Raw genomic sequence first — 14,948 nt, forward strand, 5'->3', positions numbered from 1 at the left:
AGTAATCATGAGTAAAAAAATAATTATAAATATCGTGTCCATACTTACGATTCTGCTTATGGTAGGTTGTCAAGAAGACGATTTAAAATTCGGGGACTTACAAGCGCCTACAAATCTTGTAATCAAGGCCGAAATTGTAGGTAAAACCGATGCAGATCCAAACGGAGATGGTTCGGGATCAGTTAAATTTGTAGCTACAGCAGCCGATGCTATTTCTTATAAATATGTATTTAGCGACGGAACCTCAGTAAATTCACCAACAGGTAAAGCAGATAAAAGATTTGCCAAACCTGGACTTAATACCTATACAGTAACTGTCGTTGCAACAGGTAGAGGAGGAGTAGAAACAAACAACTCGATAGAGGTTACAGTACAAAGTGATTTTAGTGATCCTGAAGCTGTAACGTTCTTAACAGGCGGAACATCTAAGAAATGGTATTGGTCAGCTTCAGAACCAGGGCATCTTGGTGTTGGGCAAAATGATGCAGACGCAACCAAAAATTATTTCGCTAATTATTATACAGCAACACCTTTTGAAAAAGCAGCTTCACCAGAAAGTAGTTGTTTGTATGATAATGTGCTAACATTCTCTCTGGATGGTGATGTTGTAAAATATCAACTAGATAATGGCGGAGCAACATTCTTTAATGCAGCTTTTGCAAGTGTAGCAGGTGGAAGTTCTCCTTCTGATGCTTGTTTAACATATAATGCAGGAGGAACAAAAATTGTTTCATTAAGCCCTTCAGAATCTGTTGTAATGGCTAATCCTAATCATTTAACACAAACAAGAGGAACAACAATAAATTTCTCTGATGGAGGATTTATGGGGTATTACATAGGACAAAGTTCTTATGAAATCATCTCTATAACAGCCAATAGAATGGTTGTAAGAGCCGTTATGGGCGGTAACCCTGCATTGGCTTGGTATCATATTTTTACGACCACAAAACCTACTCAGGCGCCACCGGCAGATTATACAAAATTAGTTTGGTCTGATGAGTTTGATACAGACGGGGCTCCTGATGCTACAAAATGGACTTATGATCTTGGTAAAGGAGACAACGGTTGGGGAAATAGTGAAAAACAAAATTATACCAACTCGGCAAACAATGTAATTGTTCAGGGTGGAAGTTTGAAAATAACAGCAAAAAAAGAAGCTTCAGGCGGAGCTGATTACTCTTCGGCAAGATTAAAAACAGATGGCAAATTCAAATTTACTTATGGTAAAGTCGAGATAAAGGCCAAACTTCCAACAGGTGTAGGGACCTGGCCGGCAATTTGGATGTTAGGATCAAACTATGCAACAAAACCATGGCCAGCCTGTGGGGAAATAGATATAATGGAACATGTAGGAAAAAATCAGAATGTTATTCTAAGTACCCTTCATTATCCTGGACATTCAGGCGGAGATGGTAATACAGGTTCTAAAACAATACCAAATGTGTCAACAGAATTTCATGTTTATAAAACAGTCTGGAGTCCTGCATCGGTACAAACTTTTGCAGATGATGTTTTAATTCATTCAGTTCCTAACGACGGTACTTTACCTTTTAACAGTGACTTTTTCTTAATTTTGAATGTTGCAATGGGAGGTAATCTGGGCGGTAATATTGATGCTGCTTTTACACAATCTTCTATGGAGATTGATTACGTAAGAGTATATCAATAGATTATAAATTAATTAGTAAGAATGAGGTGAGAAGGTCAGTTAAGGCTGGCCTTCTTATTTTGTTAATTTTAAAATGATTGTATGAAAAAAGTATTTGTATTATTAATGATAACCAGTTTTAGTTTTGCGCAAGAAGTAAAAAGAAAGCTAGTTTGGGAAGACAATTTTAATAAAAAAGAGGTTGATGAAACCTTTTGGAATTTCGAACTGGGCGACGGATGCCCAAATTTATGTGGTTACGGAAATAACGAAAGACAGATTTACACCAAAACAAATCACGAATTCAAGGATGGAAATCTTATTATAGAAGCCAGAAAAGAAGGAACTAAATATACCTCGACAAAAATAACAACCAAAGGTAAAAAAGAGTTTAAATATGGCCGAATCGAAGCCAGGGCAAAACTACCAATAGGACACGGTTTATGGCCGGCGTTCTGGATGCTTGGTGCCAATATCGATGAGGTAAAATGGCCTAAAACAGGAGAAATTGATATTCTCGAATACATAGGCAGAGACCCACATATGGTGTATACCACTTTGCATACACAAGACAGCCACGGAAATACAATCAACACAAAAAGAACCTCTTTTCCTACTATCGAAGAAGGATATCATGTTTACGCAATTGAATGGACAAAAGATAAAATCGATTTTTTTGTAGATCAAACACTAGTCTATACATTTAATCCTGAAGTAAAAAATGAAGATACCTGGCCTTTTGATAAACCATTTTATATTATCCTAAATTTGGCCATAGGAGGAAATTTTGGCGGTCCTGAAGTAGATGATAATGTATTTCCTCAAAAATTTTATATCGATTATGTTCGTGTTTATCAATAGTAAGCACTAAAATGATAAAAGTTTAATAATAATCAGATGTAAATGAGTTAATCGTTTGGTGTTAAGTTGTTTATGTCTGATTTTTTATGTTAAAAAAACATCTGTTTTTTGTTTTTTTTGATCATATAATGCCTGAAATTAAGTTTGTTCTGCAAAAATTAACGATTTATTGTTAATTATTCTTCATTTTGTTTGCTTTTTAAAATTATAATTTGTTAAATTTGGTCAGAATATTAACATAACATCATAACCCAAAAGATTCGCCTATTATATAAAACTACTTTTTAGAAAAAATTACTCCAAATTTTAAAACAGAACTAAAAAAAAAGTAGTATTATGGCTGATCTGCATATTCCAGACGCTCTATTAGTGAAAAATTATGTCGAAGGCAACGAAACAGCCCTTGCGACACTAATTAAAAGACACGAGTCTAAGATATATGGATTTATATATTCTAAGATAGCTGATAGAGATATTTCAAACGATATTTTTCAAGACACTTTTATCAAGGTAATTAAAACCTTAAAAAGTAATTCCTATAATGAAGAAGGTAAATTTTTACCTTGGGTAATGCGTATATCTCACAATTTAATTGTAGATCATTTTCGTAAAACCAAAAAAATGCCAATGTACAGAGAAACCGAAGAGTTTTCTATTTTTTCTGTCATGTCAGATGATTCTCTAACTATCGAGAATAAAATGATCTTTGATCAGGTCGAAGTAGACCTAAAAAAGATAATCGAAGAACTTCCCGAAGATCAAAAAGAAGTATTGGTTATGCGTATGTATCAGGATATGAGTTTTAAGGAAATATCTGAAATTACGGGAGTTAGCATCAATACCGCACTGGGCAGAATGCGTTATGCACTAATGAATTTAAGAAAAATAATTGATAAACATCAAATTATTTTAACCAACTAATACTATTTTGAGTAATAGTCCGTTATACTATAATAAAACATTTTGATAGTATGGCGAAAATTTACTCTAAAAAGGCATTAGCTTCTAAAGATTTAAAACCTAAAAAAGAAGTCGTTTCTTTTTTACTAAATTATTCACAAGCATTAACAGTTGTGAAAATTGAAGATAAAAGTTTTGAAATTATAGCTAATTAAACAGCCCACTACATTTGTCGGATGTTTATTTCGAAAGAAAAACCAACTGGTCGTTTGGTTGAAAGCTCACTATTTGTATGCAAATACAGGTAGTGAGTTTTTTTTATTTCTAATACTAAACAAATCGCATTAAAAATTTCAATAAATAAATATATATACGGTTTAAAATATTGGTAAACAATCTGTTCAAAATACATTCTGCAATGTATTCCATAATAGATTTCCATCCTAAATATCAAAATAATACTCAGTTTACTTATCAAAGATACTCCTCATTATTAATGATAAGTTGATTATAATTTTACACCCGTTTTGTTAAAATTCGATATTTTAACTTAATATCAATTTTTTATTTTATATTTAGCTTTGTTTTAGTTAAAAACCAGCTTTTTATTTAATGAAATTACTATATAAAAGAAGTTTATGTATTAAAAACCTTTCAATAAGTAGAAAAATTCAATTTTTAATAATAGCCAGAAAGAAATATAACCAAAAAGAAGTATAACCAAAACCAAATCGTCTATGACCAAAAATTACCTTAACCGAGTTTCGTTTGTTGTTCAATTTAATATCTCGTAAAGAATATTAAAAAAAGAATGATTGTTTGTTGAATATAGATTGAGGCAAGAGTAAAAACTTTTAGCCCTAAAATCATATTTGCCATACATTTCATCATAAGTAGTACCCTTACTCTATTTAACAACCAAACTTAACCGAAAATGAAAAAGAACTTTAAGATCTTATTATTGCTCCTATCAATAAATATAGGTGCATACGCTCAAAAGGAAGAAATAAAAGAAGCGCAATCTTATTACAGCAAAGGAAAAACTCAGGAAGCATTAGTTATTTTAAAGAAAATAGAATATCTAATAATAAATGCACCGGTTGAGGTAAAATCAGATTTCTATTTTACAAAAGGCAATGTTTACAAAGACTTGGCAAGCAAAAATGTCGATGCCGCAGCCAATTTTGCTTTAGCAGTAGGAGCTTATCAGGATGTATTATTATACGAAAATGATTCTCAAATTTACAAATATGCTTTCAAGGCAAGTTTAGCGCTAAAAGAAATGAAGTCTAAACTGGTAGACGGAGCGTACAATGATTTCAAAGCAGAGAAATACAAAGAAAGTGCCGATAAAAGTTACGAAGTTTACCTGTTCGATAAAAAAGATGTCAGAAACCTTTTCAATGCCGCTTCGGCTGCCTTTGCAGCAAAAGATTACAAATCTGCCATTAAGTATTTCGAAGAACTTAAAAGACTCAATTACACTGGCGAAGTAGTTATTTTTTATGCAACCAATAAAAAAACAAAGCAAGAAGAAGCTTTTATTTCAATGAGTGCCAGAGAAGCAAGTATTCAGGAAGGACTTTATGAAAAACCAAGAAATGTAAATCCGCCATCTAAAAAAGAAGAAATCCTGATCTCTTTAGCTTTCTCTTACATGGAGCTAGAGGATTATTGCAGTGCCGAAAAATATTACGAAGATGCACTACAAATCGATCAAAATTGCCTTACCTGCTTTATCAATATGGCCTACGTCAAAATGCAATTCAGAAAAGAATTACAGGATCTTATGGGAACTTTAGGAAACAGCCCCGCCGAAATGAAGCAATATGATAGATTAGATGCCCAAAAAGACGAAATTGTAAAAAGCGCAATTCCGTACCTAAAAAAGGCACTGAATATAGAACCAAAAAACGAAAGTGCTACAAAATCACTTCTTGGTATCTACAGATCGCTAAATATGACAGGCGAATATAATGCCCTTAAAAGCAGTATGTAAAAAATAGAGAAGAAGCTACTTAACGATCTTTTTAGTAGCTTCTTCCTTTTTCATAGCTTCCTCTATCAGCGATTTTTTGCCAACAGTCCTTGTAATAATATCTTTCTCTAAACTCCATCCCCTTGCAGGCGAATATTCACGACCGTACCAAATAATCTGAAGATGAAGATCATTCCATAAATCTCTCGGAAATAATCTTTTAGCATCTTTTTCTGTCTGCACCACATTTTTTCCGTTCGAAAGATTCCATCTAAGCATCAGCCTGTGAATATGCGTATCAACCGGAAACGCCGGAACACCAAAAGCCTGAGACATTACCACACTTGCTGTTTTATGCCCCACAGCAGGCAATTCTTCAAGAGCTTCAAAGCTCTGCGGCACCTTCCCGTCATATTTATCAATCAAAATATGCGATAAACCATAAATTCCTTTCGATTTCATTGGCGACAAACCACATGGGCGAATAATTTCCTTAATTTCCTCAACCGACATTTTTACCATATCATACGGATTATCAGCCTTCGCAAAAAGAATAGGCGTAATCTGATTTACACGCACATCCGTACATTGTGCCGAAAGTAAAACAGCAATCAATAAAGTATAAGGATCCTTATGATCAAGCGGGACAGGTATAGTAGGGTAGAGTTCTTTTAACGTATTTATAACAAATTGTACGCGAGCTTCTTTATTCATTTCCGTATTTTTAATCCCGTAAAAATAGCATAATTTTCATGATGTGCCTAATCCAGCTTTCCGTTACAACTCCTCATTGTGGCAATAACATTTTTAAGCATTCGCAAGAGCTTCCTCCAGTCGCTTTGCCAATGCAAAAAATGTAAATTACCACAACTCCGGGGTTTTCACTTCAATCTGGGGCATGAAGAAAAGTATCTTAATTAATGTAATTTTATTAAAAAATGAAAATTGTAGTAATAGTTATTTTTATGTTTTTTTCGCAATTTAGTTTTGCACAAAATTGTAGTTGTAAAGAAAAACCCCAATTAAATGAAATTATATCTTGCGAAAAAACAATCTTTAAAAACGGAGCAAAGATTTACTATCAGTTTAACTGCAATTCATCCTGGCTTGTTTTTGAAAGCAAAACAAAAAAGAAGAAAAAACTTTTTTCGTTAGATAAAGATTTGATCGAGTTAACAGGAAGATTAGGTTATTCAAGTTGGGCTGAGTATAATAACACATTTATTATAGAAAATCGTTTAGTTTCTGGTTGTTGCGATCCGTCAGAGTTCGTACTGTTTAATAAGAATAACGGAAAAAAAATTGCAAATCTTGGTAGGGAAATCTATCATAATAACATTAAGAAATATCCTTATTTTGTTACTATTGATTCTAAAGAGTCTAATTTTTTAAGTTTCTTAAATTTGAGTACCAACAAAAAATTTAAAATTTATTTACCAAAAGGGAGAATAGATAAAACTTTAAAAATTATTAACGGCACTTATGCTGAGGTCTTGTTCGAAGAAGGAAAAATTAAAAATGGTACTTTTGATATTAAATATAAATATAAAACTAAAGATAACGGAAAATGGTTGATTGGAGAGATAAAAGTAGATTTGAATAAACGTATATAATCTAAAATCAACAATCTAAATTCTAAAATAAAAAAATATGACAACATTAAAAGCCGGTGACAAAGCACCAAATTTCTCAGGAGTTGATCAGGACGGAAAAACACATAAACTGGCAGATTACGCAGGAAAAAAATTAGTGGTTTTCTTTTATCCAAAAGCGAGTACACCAGGTTGTACCGCAGAGGCTTGTGATCTAAGAGATAATTTCGAACGTTTTAAAGCCAATAACTACGAACTTCTTGGAGTAAGTGCCGACAGTCAAAAAGCACAGCTAAAATTCAAAGACAAATACGAATTTCCTTTCCCGTTATTAGCCGATGAAGATAAATCAGTAATCAATGCATTCGGCGTTTGGGGACCAACAAAATTCATGGGAAAAGAATACGACGGAATCCACAGAACCACCTTCGTAATCAACGAAAACGGAATTATCGATGAGGTAATCGAAAAAGTAAAAACAAAAGAACACGCAGCACAAATTTTGAAATAAGATTTTTGTTTCAGGTTGTAATCTTGATGTAGAATTTTTACCGCAAAGCACGCTAAGTTTTTTTGTATAGATTGCATTTACAATGTGCAAAGTTCGCAAAGCTTTAAGTAAAAGGGGCGAGCAACTTTGTCAAGGTTTTAAACTTTGACAAAGTTTCACGTCCAGCAAAAATAAGCAAAGTTCGCAAAGCTTAATCTAGATAAAGCTTTGCGAACTTAACTTTTGCAAAAAAAAAATAATTAAAAACTTTGCGTGCTTTGCGGTAAAATTTCCATTCCTTCAAAACCTGAAACAAAAAAAAAGTCCCAAAAAGAAAACTTTCTTTTTAGGACCTTTTTGATATTACATATTATTTTGTTCTAATTCAGTTTCCGGATGATATCCAAAAAGATGGTGTTCCTTGATAATTTCTGCAACACCAGACGGAAGCATTGGTTCCCAGCCCGTTTTTCCCTGACTGATCATTTTTAAGACTTCTCGGGAGAATACATTTAAGATATTCGGGTTATAATCTACGATATCAACCACTTTTCCGTTGAATTTAAAGAATTTATACAATTCCTTCATTCTAGGATGTACTTTAAGGTTTTCAGAAGTAATAATTTCTCCGTTATCGCCCAACATTGGGTACAAGAATACTTTCATGTCGCGGTAGAATAATTTTCCAAAAGCTTCAAGAATTCCACCACTTAAATGACGATAATATTTCTCATCAAAAATATCCACTAAATTATTTACACCCATAGCCAATCCCATTCTGGCTTTGGTATAATTAGCAAAATATTCAACCACTTTATAATATTCCTGGAAATTAGAAATCATTACAGTCTGACCTAAAGAACAAAGCAATTCGGCCCTGTCCATGAAATCGCGTTCATCAATTTCACCATCAGAACGCAAATTCGAAAGTGTAATTTCAAAAACGACCAAAGTATTGTCTTTTTCAACCTTGTTTTCTTCAAGAAACATCTTAAGAGACTTCTCGTACATATCAAGGTTTACATTTGTAACCGGACGAAAACTTCCTCTAAAGGCAAGAAGATTCTTTTTGTATAAAACGGCAGCCGGTAATACGTTTTTCCCTTCAGGATTAAACATTACCGCATCGGTCATTCCGTTTTTAACCAGTTGCAAACTCATCAAACGATTATCAACATCAGCAAAACGAGGTCCAGAGAAGTTAATAGTATCAATTTCGAGTTGGTCTTTGTCTAAGTGATCGTATAAATAACGAAGTAATCGTTTTGGATCGTTGTATTTGTAAAAAGCACCGTAAATAAGGTTTACCCCTAAAATTCCCAGTGTTTCCTGTTGTAGTCGGGCATCAGTTTCTTTAAAACGAATATGAAGAATAATTTCGTTATAAGCTTCGTCAGGCTCAATTTGGTATCGAATTCCTACCCAGCCATGACCTTTAAACTGTTTGGCAAAATCTATTGTGGCAACAGTGTTCGCGTAACTAAAGAAAAGTTTTGTAGGATGTTTTTCGCGGCTTAATCGCTCCTCGATTATTTGCCCTTCAAGAGTCAGCATTTTCTTTAAACGCTCTTCGGTTACATATCGGCCATCTCTCTCAATTCCATAAACGGCGTCACTGAAATCTTTGTCGTAGGCAGACATTGCTTTTGCAATTGTTCCAGATGAACCTCCGGATCTGAAAAAATGCCTTACGGTTTCTTGTCCAGCACCAATTTCAGCAAAAGTTCCGTAAATATTCTCGTTTAAATTAATGCGTAACGCTTTGTCTTTTATGGAAGGAATCTGTTCGATGACCTTGTCACCTTTGAGTTTTATTTCTGTACCCATTTTATTTTAAATAGATTTGTTACAAAGTTAGCAAATTAGGCTTCTAATGAAAGAGAAATAATCCTATTTTTGTAAAAAAATTAAGTTCAATTGAAGGTATATTTTTTAGGTACTGGTACTTCACAAGGCATTCCGATAATCGGAGTCGATCATCCTGTTTGTAAAAGCACTGATGCTAAGGACAAAAGGCTCCGCGTATCCATATGGATTACGTGGGGCGAGCATTCTTATGTTATCGATTGCGGTCCTGATTTCAGGCAGCAAATGCTTTCTTGCGGCTGCAGACATCTCGATGCCATTTTGTTTACACACGAACATGCAGATCATACTGCCGGTTTAGATGATATTCGCCCGTTTAATTTCAGACAGGGCGAAATTCCTGTTTACGCACATCAGCGTGTCATAGATAATCTTAAACGCCGTTTCGATTATGTTTTCGAAACCGTAAACAAATATCCGGGCGCTCCAAGCGTTAAAACTATTGAGGTTATCAATAATCAGCCTTTTGCTATTGGTGACAAAACCGCAATTCCGGTAAATGTTATGCATGGCGATTTACAGGTTTTTGGATATCGCATAGATGATTTTGCCTATTTAACCGATGTTAAAACGGTTCACGAAACAGAAGTCGAAAAACTAAAAAATCTTAAAGTTTTAGTGGTAAATGCTTTGCGCGTAGAACCACACGACACACACTTTAATTTGCAGGAAGCACTCGATTTTATAAATTTGGTAAAACCTGAAAAAGCTTATTTAACGCACATTAGCCACGTTTTGGGCTTTCATGAAGAAGTGCAAAAACAACTGCCTGAAAACGTTTTTCTGGCTTACGATAACTTAGAAATTACAATTTAATTATACCACAACAATGAAAAAATCCTTAATGCTTTATCTTTTTATCCTTGCGATACTTATGAATGTTTTTACTTATATGTTTTACAGCAGAGAAGTAAAATTTGGTGAGGAAAGATATGATAAAACAACTAAGAAACTAAGAGACAGTATCAATCTGGTAACAACAAAATTAGCTGATGCCGATTATTTCTCTCTGGAACATAATGAGAATGCACAAAATTATTTTGATAATAGCGCTTCTGGAGGAAAAGTAATTTTATACGAAAAACTGATTCCGGTTGTAACAGAGAAATTATTAGATCTAAATGCAAACCCAAACGGAAATCCTTATACAGGGCAGGATAAAATTGGTCCGAACAAGTTTATCATTAATAAAATTAAAATTTTAAACCATAGATGGATCATTGCAGATTATAGTAATGGTGAATTATGGGGAGAAGTCTTGTTAAAATATTTTGTTGATAACGATGATAATATTACTTTTGAGGTAAATCAAACCTGGTTGTATCAAAAATAGAAACTAATGATCCTATTTTTTGCAATCTAAAATTATAGGACATATGAAAAAGATATTTTTATTTTCAGTTATTATTGGTCTTTCATTTTCTTGTGCTAAAAAAGTAGTACATGAAAATAATACACCAAAAGAAGAAACAAAAAAAGTTGTTGGCGGAGATGTCGATACTCACGGATGTAAACCTTCTGCAGGTTATACCTGGTCATCACTTAAAAAAGAATGTGTACGTCTTTTTGAGGTGGGAACAAAATTAGCTCATGCCGAAGACGGAAAAACATATTCAGCAGTTTCCTATGTTATTTTTGAAGGAAACCAAGCCGAACTTTTTCTGGATACTCAAAAAGAACCAATTCTTTTAGAAAGAAAATCCGAAGGTGATTCCTGGACAAAAGGCGATTATCAATTGATTCCCTGGAAAGGTTATGTTCTTAAAAAGAACGGTAAAATTATTTATACAGGAGAGTAAAAGTTTTCAGTATACAGTCGCAGTTTTCAGTTTGAAAGCTGCGACTTTTTTATTTTAAGAAATATACATCGTCATAAAAATAATAGCATAAATCCAAAAGTTATATAGAATTGTAAAGCCAGTACCATATAAGATACTATTTAAGTAATTGCCTTTGCACTTGCCTGATTTTTTAAAGACTAGCCTCAATGCTCTAAAGAATATCCAATAAAGCATTGCAATAAAAGTTAAGATAGAAAACCATACTATCGCACCAAATGCCCAGCATAAGTAACTAATTACAACTGCCATAATAAACCATAAAATCAGGCTTATTATAATTCCAAAAATTCCTTCGCCAACATCTGGTGCATCATCAATACTACGGTCTGTAACAGCTTCCTTTATAAAATCAATTTTTGAAGGATCAAAACGATCTGTTATTTCGCCTAGATTGTCTCTTAGTTTAATTCCTTTAAATAATCCAATAGATATAAATAAAAAGAAGGCTATCGATAAAATTGTTGTTGATAATAGCGAATTTTCAAAAAAGGATCTGTGATCTCCTAATCCAAAAAGCCAAACAGTAATAATAGTTAAGGTTATGACAATAATTGTAATGATAAATATATTCCTGGAGTTTAGGATTTTATAGTTACTCGGTAATTTTAATTTACTTCCGTTATTATTCTTTTTTGCCATTAAAAAAATCTTTAATCATTTGAGAACTTTCTTCAGGGCTTCTAAGTGATAAGAACTCACCATTATCATCTATTCTAAAATGTCCTTTAAAGGCATTAGGCATTGCATTATATTGTGCATTTACCTGATTTAATGTTTCTTTAAAACAATTGTAATTGTATTTTTCGACTAAATAAGGTAAAGAATTCTGTCCTCTTAAAAGTTCATATTCCTGATAATTATAAGGCGTTGTTTCCTGTCTTTTAAGTAATGTCAGATTAAATTTCTGTAATAGTTTTTCAATTTCCTTCTCATTTGTAAACTGAGAAAGTCCACGCAATGCATAGATTTTCATGTCGAGATATCTTTCCTTTTTATATGCATTATCAAAGAAATCCTTTAATTCAGGAAAATCAAAATCATATAATAATCTTAAGACTTTATTTCTAAGATCAAGTTGCTTTGTAGTAGAATAAATCCTTGCTAAGTGAACGAAATTATCCTTATCGATGCTGTTTTTGTCTAAAGAAAACAGCGCAGATCTAAAGTTTTTATTGCTGTCCTTTATTTTTTCATCAGTTAGTATACTTGGAAAATTACTCATTGTTAGAATTTAAATGACTGAAAACTGAGCCCGAGACTGAGAACTGCGACTGAATACTGAAAACTACTCCGCCAGCCAATTCTTAAAATCAAAGAAATTTTGCGGAGCAACTCCATGTCCAACAGGGTATTCTTTATAAGTAACCGGGATATTTAGTTTTTCAAGAATAGCAGGAGTTTTTCTCGCCCAATCAATAGGAATTACCTGATCTACAGTTCCATGAGAAGCGAATATTTTCAGGTTTTTAGAGTCGTTTTTCTCGAAACCTTCTTTGATAATTTCTTCGTTGAAATAACCGCTCATGGCGACAACTCTCTGAATTTTTTCGGGATACGAAAGTGCAACTGAATAACTCAAAATAGAACCCTGACTAAAACCAACCAAAGTAACATTATTAGCATCAATAGGATAATTGGCAACCAATTCATCAACAAACTTAGCGATCAAATCACGAGAAGTTCTGGCTTGTTCGTTATCTGAAAATTTATTTTGGTCAGCATCAAAATTAATAGCGTACCATGCATATGCGCCGTATTGTAGATCATAAGGTGCGCGGGCAGAAATAATGTAATAATTGTCAGGAAGTTCTGTGGCAAACGAAAATAAGTCGGCTTCGTTGCTTCCGTATCCGTGTAATAAAAGTAAAACAGGATTTTTGTCTAAGATAACTTTTGGTTCTTGTATTTTATATTCTAAAGATAGATTCATTTTCTTTGGAAGTTATGAGTTATAAGTTTTGAGTTATGAGTTTCCTCTGAAGTTGATATTTTTTAAAGTTTCAAACTTTGGAATTTGGACTTTTAAAAAATTGGAATTTTATTTTATCCTATCGATTTAAACCATTTTTGAAACAAATTCCCAACCAACGGAATTGGTCTCGTTTGCCCTTGTATAGCGCTAAAAATGCCATATGTCCATAATATCGAAATACAAATCCACATAGGGAAAGTAATCATAAAGCTGTCGAAATTGCTGATAATGGCTCCAAAAGAAATAAAAGCAAGCGATAATCCTAAGGCCTGACGAATATGAAAAGAGGCAAAACTATTTTTATTTTCAGAGTTCATAGACATCGCGATCAAAACACCAATAATTAAAATATAACTGGTAATGGCGATTGATTTTCCCTCTTCGATTGAATTATTCATTGTAATTATTTAGTGATAACAAGTTGATTTTGATTTAAAATTCCGTACACAGAACCTTTGATTTCAGTTCCTAAAAAAGCAGAATTTTTAGATTTTGAAAGGATATTTTCTTTTGTAAAAGTGGATGTTCCTTCCGGATTGAAGAAAGTGAAGTTTGCTTTTGAACCTTCGGCGATTGTATTGCTTTCAATTCCAAAAACAGCTCTACCGGATGTTAGTTTTTCAATTACAGTTTCCAGATGTAATTCAGATAGTAAAGCTCCAAATGCAGTTTCTAAACCAATTGTTCCGTTTTTAGCGGTATCAAATTCCATTTTCTTGAACTCGATATCAATCGGATTATGATCAGATGTAATTGTATCTATAACACCTTCTGTAACTCCATTTAATAATGCCCATCGATCAGCTTCAGTTCGTAATGGTGGCGTAACTTTAAAACGAGTATCAAAACCTTCCAGTTTTTCATCGGTCAAAACCAAATGATGTACAGAAGCACTGCAAGTTACCTGTAGTCCTTTTGCTTTGGCTTCTTTTATCAATTCGACTGATTTTGCGGTAGAAATGGTAGGGATATGAAGTTTTCCTCCGGTATATTCCAGTAAAAATAAGTTTCTTGATATTTGTAATTCTTCTGCCAGATTTGGGATTCCTTTCAAACCTAATTTGGTCGAAACAATTCCTTCATTTGCCACTCCGTTTCCTTTAATATTAGGATCTTGCGAATAGGTAATTACCAATCCGTCAAAATCCTGAACATACTGCAAAGCAATTTTTAGCAAGTTGGCATTGTCGATACTTTTATTGTAATCTCCAAAAGCAACAGCTCCGGATTTTTTCATATCAAACAATTCGGCCATATCTTTTCCTTCGCTCGCTTTGGTTAAAGCACCAATTGGGAAAAGTTCTGTAGCAAAACCATTCGCTTTATTTTTTACAAAATTTACCTGTGACTGATTGTCGATAACAGGAAAGGAGTTGGGTTGTAGAGCAATGCCGGTAAAACCGCTTTTTGCAGCAACATTCAATCCGTTTGCAATGGTTTCTCTGTCTTCGTAACCCGGTTCTCCAAAAGAAACACTGCTGTCGAACCAACCTTGAGAAAGATGCAGATTATCCAATTTAACTTCGGTTGTATCCTCGATATCAAGAATCGAAGTTCCTATTTTTTCTATAATACCATCTGCAATTAAAAGATCAACAGTCTGGTTATGAAACGGACTTTTTGAATCGATAATTTTGGCGCTTCTGATGATTATTTTCATATGTAGATATTTATTTTGTACTGAAACAATTAAATTTTTAAAACATTAATGCTTAATTTTTTTCAACCATTAAGGAATTAAGTTAATAAAGGAAAAACTTAATATTCTAATGAACAAAAATATTACTTAAGTCTCTTTTA

At 33.3% G+C, this 14,948-nt stretch carries 17 protein-coding genes; 10 read left to right on the forward strand and 7 right to left on the reverse strand.

Going from position 1 to position 14,948, the window contains the following annotated elements:
* Positions 1-7 precede the first annotated feature (7 nt).
* The 5 genes from LNP81_RS13990 (at position 8) to LNP81_RS14010 (ending at position 5,408) form a co-directional block, all read left to right on the forward strand.
* Complete coding sequence (locus LNP81_RS13990) at positions 8-1,669, forward strand: family 16 glycosylhydrolase (protein WP_230036800.1); 1,662 nt, start codon at positions 8-10, stop codon at positions 1,667-1,669.
* Between the two features lie 81 nt (positions 1,670-1,750).
* Positions 1,751-2,509 (forward strand): glycoside hydrolase family 16 protein, encoded by a 759-nt coding sequence (locus LNP81_RS13995; protein ID WP_230036802.1) that lies wholly within the window; start codon positions 1,751-1,753, stop codon positions 2,507-2,509.
* Between the two features lie 336 nt (positions 2,510-2,845).
* On the forward strand, positions 2,846-3,430 hold the full coding sequence (locus tag LNP81_RS14000; RefSeq protein WP_230036804.1) for an RNA polymerase sigma factor: 585 nt from the start codon (positions 2,846-2,848) through the stop codon (positions 3,428-3,430).
* Between the two features lie 50 nt (positions 3,431-3,480).
* Positions 3,481-3,624 carry a hypothetical protein gene (locus LNP81_RS14005; protein ID WP_165689754.1) on the forward strand — a complete coding sequence of 48 codons (144 nt, stop codon included), beginning with the start codon at positions 3,481-3,483 and terminating at the stop codon, positions 3,622-3,624.
* A gap of 719 nt (positions 3,625-4,343) precedes the next feature.
* Positions 4,344-5,408 carry a tetratricopeptide repeat protein gene (locus LNP81_RS14010; RefSeq protein ID WP_230036806.1) on the forward strand — a complete coding sequence of 355 codons (1,065 nt, stop codon included), beginning with the start codon at positions 4,344-4,346 and terminating at the stop codon, positions 5,406-5,408.
* A 15-nt stretch (positions 5,409-5,423) separates the two neighbouring features.
* Here the strand turns inward: LNP81_RS14010 and LNP81_RS14015 are convergent, their stop codons facing one another.
* On the reverse strand, positions 5,424-6,101 hold the full coding sequence (locus LNP81_RS14015; protein ID WP_230036808.1) for an endonuclease III domain-containing protein: 678 nt from the start codon (positions 6,099-6,101) through the stop codon (positions 5,424-5,426).
* A 224-nt stretch (positions 6,102-6,325) separates the two neighbouring features.
* Here LNP81_RS14015 and LNP81_RS14020 point away from each other — a divergent pair, with 224 nt between their 5' ends.
* Together LNP81_RS14020 and bcp are read left to right on the forward strand one after the other, a co-directional pair.
* Entirely contained in the window at positions 6,326-7,000 is a 675-nt protein-coding gene (locus LNP81_RS14020) for a hypothetical protein (RefSeq protein WP_230036810.1), read from the forward strand.
* 37 nt (positions 7,001-7,037) lie between these two features.
* Positions 7,038-7,490: a thioredoxin-dependent thiol peroxidase gene (gene bcp / locus LNP81_RS14025; protein WP_230036812.1), complete on the forward strand. Its 453-nt coding sequence runs from the start codon at positions 7,038-7,040 to the stop codon at positions 7,488-7,490.
* 342 nt (positions 7,491-7,832) lie between these two features.
* Here the strand turns inward: bcp and LNP81_RS14030 are convergent, their stop codons facing one another.
* Positions 7,833-9,296 carry a TonB-dependent receptor gene (locus tag LNP81_RS14030; protein WP_230036814.1) on the reverse strand — a complete coding sequence of 488 codons (1,464 nt, stop codon included), beginning with the start codon at positions 9,294-9,296 and terminating at the stop codon, positions 7,833-7,835.
* A 90-nt stretch (positions 9,297-9,386) separates the two neighbouring features.
* Between LNP81_RS14030 and LNP81_RS14035 the strand changes: the two genes are divergently transcribed.
* From LNP81_RS14035 to LNP81_RS14045, 3 genes are read left to right on the forward strand one after another with little or no spacing between them, the layout of a single operon-like run.
* Positions 9,387-10,151 carry an MBL fold metallo-hydrolase gene (locus LNP81_RS14035; protein WP_230036816.1) on the forward strand — a complete coding sequence of 255 codons (765 nt, stop codon included), beginning with the start codon at positions 9,387-9,389 and terminating at the stop codon, positions 10,149-10,151.
* Positions 10,152-10,164: 13 nt separating this feature from the next.
* Positions 10,165-10,668, forward strand: coding sequence for a hypothetical protein (locus LNP81_RS14040; protein WP_230036818.1), 504 nt, complete (start codon positions 10,165-10,167; stop codon positions 10,666-10,668).
* Between the two features lie 43 nt (positions 10,669-10,711).
* Positions 10,712-11,134, forward strand: coding sequence for a hypothetical protein (locus LNP81_RS14045; RefSeq protein WP_230036820.1), 423 nt, complete (start codon positions 10,712-10,714; stop codon positions 11,132-11,134).
* Between the two features lie 54 nt (positions 11,135-11,188).
* Here LNP81_RS14045 and LNP81_RS14050 read toward each other — a convergent pair whose 3' ends face one another.
* The 5 genes from LNP81_RS14050 to LNP81_RS14070 all read right to left on the reverse strand — a co-directional run bounded on the left by LNP81_RS14050 (position 11,189) and on the right by LNP81_RS14070 (position 14,808).
* Entirely contained in the window at positions 11,189-11,815 is a 627-nt protein-coding gene (locus tag LNP81_RS14050; RefSeq protein ID WP_230036822.1) for a hypothetical protein, read from the reverse strand.
* Positions 11,799-12,398, reverse strand: coding sequence for a hypothetical protein (locus LNP81_RS14055; protein WP_230036824.1), 600 nt, complete (start codon positions 12,396-12,398; stop codon positions 11,799-11,801). Before LNP81_RS14055 ends, LNP81_RS14050 begins: the two co-directional genes overlap by 17 nt.
* Positions 12,399-12,461: 63 nt before the next feature.
* The gene (locus tag LNP81_RS14060; RefSeq protein WP_230036826.1) at positions 12,462-13,106 is read right to left on the reverse strand and encodes an alpha/beta hydrolase; all 645 of its coding nucleotides are present in this window, start codon (positions 13,104-13,106) and stop codon (positions 12,462-12,464) included.
* Between the two features lie 113 nt (positions 13,107-13,219).
* The gene (locus LNP81_RS14065; RefSeq protein WP_055098245.1) at positions 13,220-13,546 is read right to left on the reverse strand and encodes a hypothetical protein; all 327 of its coding nucleotides are present in this window, start codon (positions 13,544-13,546) and stop codon (positions 13,220-13,222) included.
* Between the two features lie 5 nt (positions 13,547-13,551).
* A complete protein-coding gene (locus tag LNP81_RS14070; RefSeq protein WP_230036828.1) occupies positions 13,552-14,808 on the reverse strand; it encodes a dihydroorotase in 1,257 nt (418 codons plus the stop codon).
* Positions 14,809-14,948 lie beyond the last annotated feature (140 nt).

This window comes from Flavobacterium piscisymbiosum, from assembly GCF_020905295.1.
In the GTDB taxonomy this organism is placed as follows: Bacteria; Bacteroidota; Bacteroidia; order Flavobacteriales; family Flavobacteriaceae; genus Flavobacterium; species Flavobacterium piscisymbiosum.

Excerpts from the sequence above, each read along its gene's own strand:
- LNP81_RS13990 (WP_230036800.1), top strand. The coding sequence starts at position 8 with ATGAGTAAAAAAATAATTATAAATATCGTGTCCATACTTACGATTCTG.
- LNP81_RS13995 (WP_230036802.1), top strand. The coding sequence starts at position 1,751 with ATGAAAAAAGTATTTGTATTATTAATGATAACCAGTTTTAGTTTTGCG.
- LNP81_RS14000 (WP_230036804.1), top strand. The coding sequence starts at position 2,846 with ATGGCTGATCTGCATATTCCAGACGCTCTATTAGTGAAAAATTATGTC.
- LNP81_RS14005 (WP_165689754.1), top strand. The coding sequence starts at position 3,481 with ATGGCGAAAATTTACTCTAAAAAGGCATTAGCTTCTAAAGATTTAAAA.
- LNP81_RS14010 (WP_230036806.1), top strand. The coding sequence starts at position 4,344 with ATGAAAAAGAACTTTAAGATCTTATTATTGCTCCTATCAATAAATATA.
- LNP81_RS14015 (WP_230036808.1), bottom strand. The coding sequence starts at position 6,101 with ATGAATAAAGAAGCTCGCGTACAATTTGTTATAAATACGTTAAAAGAA.
- LNP81_RS14020 (WP_230036810.1), top strand. The coding sequence starts at position 6,326 with ATGAAAATTGTAGTAATAGTTATTTTTATGTTTTTTTCGCAATTTAGT.
- bcp (WP_230036812.1), top strand. The coding sequence starts at position 7,038 with ATGACAACATTAAAAGCCGGTGACAAAGCACCAAATTTCTCAGGAGTT.
- LNP81_RS14030 (WP_230036814.1), bottom strand. The coding sequence starts at position 9,296 with ATGGGTACAGAAATAAAACTCAAAGGTGACAAGGTCATCGAACAGATT.
- LNP81_RS14040 (WP_230036818.1), top strand. The coding sequence starts at position 10,165 with ATGAAAAAATCCTTAATGCTTTATCTTTTTATCCTTGCGATACTTATG.
- LNP81_RS14045 (WP_230036820.1), top strand. The coding sequence starts at position 10,712 with ATGAAAAAGATATTTTTATTTTCAGTTATTATTGGTCTTTCATTTTCT.
- LNP81_RS14050 (WP_230036822.1), bottom strand. The coding sequence starts at position 11,815 with ATGGCAAAAAAGAATAATAACGGAAGTAAATTAAAATTACCGAGTAAC.
- LNP81_RS14055 (WP_230036824.1), bottom strand. The coding sequence starts at position 12,398 with ATGAGTAATTTTCCAAGTATACTAACTGATGAAAAAATAAAGGACAGC.
- LNP81_RS14060 (WP_230036826.1), bottom strand. The coding sequence starts at position 13,106 with ATGAATCTATCTTTAGAATATAAAATACAAGAACCAAAAGTTATCTTA.
- LNP81_RS14065 (WP_055098245.1), bottom strand. The coding sequence starts at position 13,546 with ATGAATAATTCAATCGAAGAGGGAAAATCAATCGCCATTACCAGTTAT.
- LNP81_RS14070 (WP_230036828.1), bottom strand. The coding sequence starts at position 14,808 with ATGAAAATAATCATCAGAAGCGCCAAAATTATCGATTCAAAAAGTCCG.